The sequence below is a fragment of the Streptacidiphilus alkalitolerans genome, assembly GCF_042511045.1.
In the GTDB taxonomy this organism is placed as follows: Bacteria; Actinomycetota; Actinomycetes; order Streptomycetales; family Streptomycetaceae; genus Streptacidiphilus; species Streptacidiphilus alkalitolerans.
The window spans coordinates 21,133-28,771 of sequence record NZ_JBHEZX010000033.1 but is presented as its reverse complement, the minus strand read 5'-3'; the positions used below and the strand labels follow the sequence as shown (position 1 = coordinate 28,771).

At 71.6% G+C, this 7,639-nt stretch carries 5 protein-coding genes and 1 rRNA gene; 4 read left to right on the top strand and 2 right to left on the bottom strand.

The annotated features are described in order from the left end of the window. From rrf to ACEZDG_RS37615, 3 genes are all read left to right on the top strand, one after another. Positions 1-69 (top strand): 5S ribosomal RNA (rrf, locus tag ACEZDG_RS37915); the annotation flags it as partial. A 659-nt stretch (positions 70-728) separates the two neighbouring features. Next, the gene (locus ACEZDG_RS37620; protein WP_380519435.1) at positions 729-1,982 is read left to right on the top strand and encodes an IS256 family transposase; all 1,254 of its coding nucleotides are present in this window, start codon (positions 729-731) and stop codon (positions 1,980-1,982) included. A 5-nt stretch (positions 1,983-1,987) separates the two neighbouring features. Then, complete coding sequence (locus tag ACEZDG_RS37615) at positions 1,988-2,422, top strand: hypothetical protein (RefSeq protein WP_380519440.1); 435 nt, start codon at positions 1,988-1,990, stop codon at positions 2,420-2,422. A gap of 147 nt (positions 2,423-2,569) precedes the next feature. On the opposite strand, the gene ACEZDG_RS37610 is transcribed toward ACEZDG_RS37615, so the two are convergent. Together ACEZDG_RS37610 and gabT are read right to left on the bottom strand one after the other, a co-directional pair. Continuing rightward, positions 2,570-3,232, bottom strand: a complete 663-nt coding sequence (locus ACEZDG_RS37610) for a phosphatase PAP2 family protein (protein WP_380519439.1) — start codon at positions 3,230-3,232, stop codon at positions 2,570-2,572. Positions 3,233-3,571: 339 nt separating this feature from the next. After that, the gene (gabT, locus tag ACEZDG_RS37605; protein ID WP_380519434.1) at positions 3,572-4,942 is read right to left on the bottom strand and encodes a 4-aminobutyrate--2-oxoglutarate transaminase; all 1,371 of its coding nucleotides are present in this window, start codon (positions 4,940-4,942) and stop codon (positions 3,572-3,574) included. Positions 4,943-5,384: 442 nt separating this feature from the next. Here gabT and ACEZDG_RS37600 point away from each other — a divergent pair, with 442 nt between their 5' ends. Next, on the top strand, positions 5,385-7,415 hold the full coding sequence (locus tag ACEZDG_RS37600; protein ID WP_380519432.1) for an ATP-binding protein: 2,031 nt from the start codon (positions 5,385-5,387) through the stop codon (positions 7,413-7,415). The last annotated feature ends 224 nt before the right edge of the window (positions 7,416-7,639 follow it).

Sequence of the window (7,639 nt, the reverse complement as noted above, 5' to 3'; positions counted from 1 at the left end):
GAAGCTAAGCCTCACAGCGCCGATGGTACTGCAGGGGGGACCCTGTGGGAGAGTAGGACGCCGCCGAACAACCATTCCAGCGAAGCCCCCTGACAACACGTCAGGGGGCTTCACTGCGTTCACCACCGAACACCCGCGGGGTCGGCCCTCACCGTTGCCACAGTGGCGGCGCCGTCTCGCGCCTGCGGCGCAAAGAAGCCAACGACAGGGGAGCCCCGCACCGGGCCGGGGTCCGCCGCCTCCTTTCCCGCCGCCGGACAGAAACGACGCCCCGGCCACCCGCCCCGCTCCCGTGTTGTTGGCCGCGAGGCGGAGCCGAGCAACCTCGGCCAGGCACACCCCCGTCACCCGGCAACGACCCGGGAGCCCAAGCCACACACCCAAGCCGCCCCCACCCCCAAGGCTCAGCGGACATGTCCGCTGCTGCCGCGCGGAAGGGGATGGAGCGGGCTGCTGCTTCCGCAGTCGCGCGGGCGACGGCGTTGGGGCCTAGGTCGGTGCCGACCAGTCGTGGTCCAGGGCGGCGAGGCCGATGGACTGGGTGCCGATTCCGCAGGCGCAGTCCGCACAGGTGCGGCGCCGGGCCGATTTTCCGCCGGAGCAGCGGAGCAATGCTCAAGACTTGTGGATCGGTTCCGGGAGGGCGCGCGGAGGGCATACCTTCCCGAATGATCCTTAAGGTCTCCGAGTAGGCCCGCGTTGCAGCGCGGGTCGGGAAGGTACGCCCAGTGCTCAGCGTAATCACCAATGACGGCTCCACCCAGTCCGGCTCCCTGATCGACGAGATTGTCCGTGAGGGCGCCCGGCGCATGCTGGCCGCCGCGCTGGAGGCGGAAGTCAACCAGTACATAGCCGAGTTGGCGGCCGAGACCGACGAAGCTGGTCGACGCCTGGTGGTCCGCAACGGCCGCCACAGGCCCCGGACCGTGGCCACCGCAGCCGGGGCGATCGAGGTCACCGCGCCCCGGGTGAACGACCGTCGCGTCGATGAGTCCACGGGCGAGCGCATGCGGTTCTCCTCGAAGATCCTGGCGCCGTGGTGCCGTAAGTCGCCGAAGGTCAGCGAGGTGCTGCCGTTGCTCTACCTGCACGGACTGTCGTCGGGGGACTTCGTGCCCGCGCTGGAGCAGTTCCTCGGCTCGGCCGCCGGACTGTCGCCGGCAACCGTGACCCGGCTGACCAAGCAGTGGGGCGAGGACCACGCCGCCTTCCAGGCCCGCGACCTGTCGGACCGGGACTTCGTCTATGTGTGGGCCGACGGCGTGCACCCCAAGGTCCGCCTGGGCCAGGCGCACTCGTGCGTCCTGGTCCTGCTCGGGGTGCGCGTGGACGGCACCAAGGAACTGATCGCTATCGCGGAGGGGCTGCGCGAGTCCACCGAGTCGTGGGCCGACCTGCTGCGGGACTGCCGGCGCCGCGGCATGCGCGACCCGGAGCTGGTGGTCGGCGACGGCGCGATGGGCCTGTGGAAGGCTTTGGCCGAGGTCTTCTCCGAGGCCCGCCATCAGCGATGCTGGGTTCACAAAGCCAGAAATGTGAACAATGCCCTGCCCAAGTCCGCGCAGCCGGCTGCGACGAAGGCGATGCAGGAGATCTACAACGCCGAGGACAGGACGCACGCCGAGAAGGCGATCGAGGCGTTCGCGAAGACCTACGGCACCAAGTGGCCCAGGGCCGCCGCGAAGATCACCGACGACCAGGAGGAACTGCTGGCGTTCTACGACTTCCCCGCCGAGCACTGGATCCATCTGCGCACCACGAACCCGATCGAGTCCACGTTCTCCACCGTCAAGCTCCGCACCAAGGTCACCCGCGGCGCCGGCAGCCCGGCCGCCGCGCTGGCGATGGTGTTCAAGCTGGTCGAGTCCGCCCAGGACCGCTGGCGCGCGATCACCGGCGCCCACCTGGTCGCCCTCGCTCGCGCAGGCGCCAGATTCGAGAACGGCCTGCTGGCCGAGCGGTCCGAGGCGGGAGCCGCGTGAAGGACATGTTCACCGCACTCGAAGCCCTGACCGACCGCGAACCGCACCAGCGTGACCTCGCAGCCGCAGCCCTCGGGGACCTCCTGCGCGGCACACTCCCCGAGCCCACTGCACGCCTGCTCGTCGGACGCCTCGTCAGCCTGACCGTCAACGAGCCCGTGACCAAGGTCCGCGAGTCCGCCCTGAACTCGATCAGCGAAGCGTTCAACCACCACAGCCTGCCCCTGGACCTCGTCGAACCCCTGGCCACCGCCATGCCGACCATGGACGGCGAACTCCTCGCCCATGTCCTCTACATCTTCGGCGCCACGCACGACACGCAGGCCCAGCCACTGATCGAGCTCTACCTCGACCACCCCGACCCCGACGTGCGCGCGGAAGCCCAGCTCGCAGCAGCCGAGATCACCGCAACACAGCAAGGCCCCACCCACAACTCTTGACTATTGCTCGGAGCAGCGCGTGCAGGGCCGCTCCCTGGCGGCGGACAGCGGCGTCCCCGTCCTGGTAATGGCAATCGGCTGCGAGGGCGTCGTAGAAGTCACGGGCGGAGTGCGCGGTCATCAACGCACGCTAATGCCGGCCCGCCGCTATCGGCTTTCCGGCTGCGTTCGCTCTGAGGGTTCCGGTCGCTTCGACCGTTGAGCGCGCGGTGCCCAGCGGACCAGGGACCAGAGGATGACGCCGCTCAGGCACAGGCCGCCCAGCACGTCCAGGAACCAGTGGAAGTCGCACCACATCAGCAGGAAGCCGACGCTCGCGCACAGCGCGGCTGTGGCCGCGTACAGGGCGCTGCGGAGCCGGCTGGACAGGGGGAAGCTGCTGGCCAGCAGCCAGGCGGCGGTCCCGTAGCAGATGGTGGCGGTGCTGGTGTGGCCGGAGGGGTACCAGCCCATGTCGCCGGGGCCGACCACCCAGCCCTCGGGGCCCGGGCGTCCGATCAGCACCTTGCCCGGGATCACGGTGGCGAACAGGGCGATCCCGGCGATCGCCGCGGAGAACATCGGCTTCCAGGAGCGGGTCCAGGCCGCGGCGGCCAGCGTGACGACGGTGAGCGCGGAGACGGCGACGCTCGGGCTGCCGAAGTGGGTCCACCAGCGGGCATAGGTGTTGAGGATCGGGTACGGGTTGGCCGCCGCCCCTGCCAGCAGCTGCCCGCGGACCCAGCGGTCGATGCCGAGCAGGGGGCCCTTCGCGATCACCTGCTCGGTGACCACGACGAGGACGGCCAGCAGGACGGTGGGGAACCACACCGAACTCAACAGGAAGAAGACATGAGGAGGCCGCCCCGGAGCAGGGGGGAGAGCCCCGGGGCGGCTGTGGTGATCGCCTGTCCGCGTGGCCCGGGGGGTTTGGGCCCGGCGGACGGTCGATCGGCTGAGGGGGTGCGAACCGGAGTTCGCTGTGGTGTCCTCGGCGGTGTTTCGCCGGTGAGGGTCAGTCACCGACGTGCTCTGCTTCTCCATCTGCCATGACAGTACGTCACAGCTCTCGGCTGTGAGGTACGCCTCACCCACCCGCCATCAGGTCCGCACATCATCTTCACGCCAGGACTCTGCCCGGAATGCGCGGGTGGAATGCCTGCAGCGTCCTCAGATCGCCCCGAACGCCGCCTCAAGGATGTCCAGACCCTCGTTGAGCAGGTGTTCCGGCATGACCAGCGGGGGCAGAAAGCGCAGCACGTTGCCGTAGGTGCCGGCGGTCAGCACCAGCAGGCCCTCGGCGTGGCACGCCTTGGCGAGCGCGGCCGTGGCCTCCGGGTTCGGGTCCTTGCTGCCGGGCTTGACCAGCTCGACCGCGATCATCGCGCCGCGTCCGCGGACGTCGCCGACGATGTCGTACTTCTCCTGGATGGCCCGCAGGCGCGGCAGCATGGTCGCGCCGATGGCCTGGGCCTTAGCATTGAGGTCGAGTTCCTTCATGGTCTCGATCGAGCCGAGGGCGGCGGCGCAGGCGACCGGGTTGCCGCCGTAGGTGCCGCCGAGGCCGCCCGCGTGTGCGGCGTCCATGATCTCGGCGCGGCCGGTGACGGCGGCGAGCGGGAGGCCGCCGGCGATGCCCTTGGCGGTGGTGATCAGGTCCGGGACGATGCCCTCGTCGTCGCAGGCGAACCACTGGCCGGTGCGGCAGAAGCCGGTCTGGATCTCGTCGGCGACGAAGACGATGCCGTTGGCCTTGGCGAACTCCACGATCGCGGGCAGGAAGCCCTTGGCGGGCTCGATGAAGCCGCCCTCGCCGAGGATCGGCTCGATCACGATGGCGGCCACGTTCTCGGCGCCGACCTGCTTGTTGATCATGTCGATGGCCTGGGCCGCGGCCTCGGCGGCGGCGTTCTCCGCGCCGGTCAGCCAGCGGTACGGGTAGGCCACCGGGACCCGGTAAACCTCGGGGGCGAACGGCCCGAAGCCCTGCTTGTACGGCATGTTCTTCGCCGTCATGCCCATGGTGAGGTTGGTGCGGCCGTGGTAGCCGTGGTCGAAGACGACGACGGCGGTGCGCTTGGTGTAGGCGCGGGCGATCTTCACGGCGTTCTCGACGGCCTCGGCGCCCGAGTTGAACAGCGCGGAGCGCTTCTCGTGGTCGCCCGGGGTCAGCTCGTTGAGCTGCTCGGCGACGGCGACGTAGCCCTCGTACGGGGTGACCATGAAACAGGTGTGGGTGAACGCCGCGAGCTGGGCGGTGGCGCGGTCGACGACCGCCTGCGCGCTGTTGCCCACGTTGGTGACGGCGATGCCCGCGCCGAAGTCGATCAGCGAGTTGCCGTCCACGTCCTCGACGACGCCGCCGCCGGCCCGGGTGATGTAGACCGGAAGGGTGGTGCCGACGCCGGCCGCGACCGCGGCGAGCTTGCGCGCCTGCAGCTCCTGCGACTTGGGGCCGGGGATGGCGGTGACGAGGCGGCGCTCCTGGGGGAGTGAAGGCCCGCCGGGCAGCTGCCCGGCGCCGGACGTGACAGCGCTCATGAGTGGTCTCCCGGAGAAGGTGGGGGCGGGGGGTGGGGGTTGGGCTGGGACTGGGGCTGGGACTTGGTGGGGCGGGGGTGGGCGCCAAACGCGCCTCGTACTCTCGCAGGCTACGGCGGGACGGTGGGGGTCGCATACGCCGTAGGGGAGTGGTGCCGGGGTGGGAGTTGTCCTGGCCGGACATCGCCGTTGGCGGGGAGGCTTCTCGCGGGCCGTTTCCTGCGCGCCTCTGCTCGGGACTGCGGTGGTCCACTAGATTGGGAGCTTTGGTGGGCGTGCGAGGGAGCGGACTGCGATGTCGGAGACATACCCGCCGTATCCGACGTACCTTCCGGGGGGCGGGCCCGAGCCGCAGGCCCGGATTCCCGGGCAGCAGCCGGGGGGGCACGGGTTCGATCTGGTGGGGTGGCTTTCCGCGGAGCGGCAGGTGGGGAAGCCGGGGGTGTTTGGGTTGGGGCCGGCGGCGAAGTCGCTGCGCGAGCAGGAGGAACAGGCCATCACCGTTCCCGCCAGCAAGCTGCTGCTGCGCGCGGTGCTGAACCTGGTGGTGGCCTGGTTCGTGTTCGACGAGGCCCGAGGCCCGATGGCCTGGATCGTCGTCCAGTTCAAGCCGTCCCTGGCGACATCGGTGGAGTCCAGCGACACCGTCAATGTCGTGATGAACCTGCTCTACTACGGTCCGGTCGCCCTGTTGATCGCCTGGTTCTTCGGCCGGATGGGCCGCTGGCCGCTGGTGTGGCGGCGCTACGGCCGACCGCTGGTGCGCCGTGTGGTTGACGCCATCGGCAGTCGATCCGGTGCTGGAACCCCGGGCAAGGCCCCTACCGGTGCGAAGGCGCAGGGGGAGGTGGTGGTGGATCCGTGGTGGGCGTTTCGGCCGTTGGTGGGGCATGGGGGGTTGGCGCTGCTGGATCAGGAGACGGCGGCGGGGCGGGTGGGGGATGTCGACCATCAGCGGTTGAACCGGGCGCTGGAGTGCGTGCGGGACTATCCGGACCGGTTGGCGGCGCTGCTCGACGCGGTGCGTGAGCACGGCGCAGCGGCGTGCGCGCACCCCTCGGGGACGCGTGACCTGCCGGGACGGCACAGCGGGCGGCATGATCTGCTGCTGCGTCAGGTGCGTCTCGGCTCGGCCGAGGACGTGCCGAAGAATCCCGCCGCCTACCGGGGCGTGGACCTGGCGATCGACCCCGCGCTGCTCGGTACCTCGCTGCTCGCGGTCGGTCCGGCCGGGACCGGCAAGACCAGGCGGCTGGCCCGGCCGCTGGCCGAGGCGCTGTGCCTGCAGGCCCTCGCGGGTACGGCCGTTGTGGTGGTGGTCGGGGCGGCGGACGCCGACCTCGGGCCCGCGGAGTGGTACGACGTGGTCGTCGCGCCCGGCGATCCGGCCTCCCGTTACGGCCTCGACCTGTACGGAGGCGCCCGCCGGCTGGAGGAGGCGGTCGCCCGGCTGGCCGACGCGCTGCTGCCGGAGGAGCTGGCCCCGCGGGCCGAGAGCGCCCGGCAGGCGCTGCAGCAGGTCGTCGTCCCGTACACGGAGGCGTACGGGCGGCCACCGGGGCTGCGGGAGCTGGCGCTGCTGCTGCGCGGCGAGCCGGTCGCCTGGGACGCGCTGCGCGAGGCGCTTCGGGCCGGCGGCGGGCTGACGGACCACCAGTACGAGCTGGCCCAGCGGGAACGGATGCACGGTCAGGTCGACGACCCGGGCGCGCTGCTCGCGGACCGGCTGAGCCTGCTCGACCGCCCGGCCCTCGCGGCCAGCTTCAACCGGACGAGCGAGCGCGGCGGTGGTGAACGCGGCGGCGGGCGCGGCGCAGGGCGGCCCGGGGCGGAGCTGCCGCTGTTCGCGATGCACGCGCTGGACCACCCGCTGCGGGTGCGGATCGCGGTGCCCGAGCACAGCCACCCGGAGGCGGCCAGGATCATCGCCAGGCTCGCCGTGGGCCAGTTCCTCTACGCGGCGAGCACCCGCCAGGACCGCTCGCTGTTCGCCGGGCTGGTCGTGGACGACGCCTCCGCGGTCATCGACGTGCACTCGGTCCGCAGCCTGCAGCGGTTGCGCGGGGCGCACGCGGGGGCGGCGCTGCTGCTGCGCACGCTGATGGACCTGCCGGAGAGCCTGCGTACGCCGCTGTTCGGCGCGGTCGGCGGACGGATGGCGTTCCCCGGGATCGCCCCGTGGGACGGCAAGCTCTTCGCCGAGGCGTGGGGGACGGTGTGGGTGGACGAGCGTGATGTCACCCGTGCGCCGGACACCTCCGGCGGCATCATCAAGCGGAGCTGGCGCGCGGTCCGGACGATACTGGCGGGCGAGCGGGCACAGACCGAGAGCGTCACCACCCGCCGGGTGGAACGCCGCCGCTGGTCGCCCTCCGACCTGGCCCAGGTACTGCCGGGCGGCCATGCGGTGCTGTCACTGACAGCGGTGGACGGCACCCCGGTGCCGCCGCTGCTGCTGGACCTGCAGGGCTGAGCAGGGCTGGCCGGGCCGGAGCCGCCGGGAGCGGCCGGAGCCGCCAAGAGCTGCCGGAGTTCGGGCCGCAGCCGGCCGGAGCCGCCGGGAGCTGCCGGAGTTCGGGCCGGAGCCTGCCGGCCGCCAAGGGCTGCCGGAGCTGGCCGGGCCGGGTGCCGCCGGGGGGAGCCCGGCTACCCCCCGGCGGACGCTTCGCGCGCCGACCACTGCGACGGTGGGGCAGA

Excerpts from the sequence above, each read along its gene's own strand:
- ACEZDG_RS37615 (WP_380519440.1), top strand. The coding sequence starts at position 1,988 with ATGTTCACCGCACTCGAAGCCCTGACCGACCGCGAACCGCACCAGCGT.
- gabT (WP_380519434.1), bottom strand. The coding sequence starts at position 4,942 with ATGAGCGCTGTCACGTCCGGCGCCGGGCAGCTGCCCGGCGGGCCTTCA.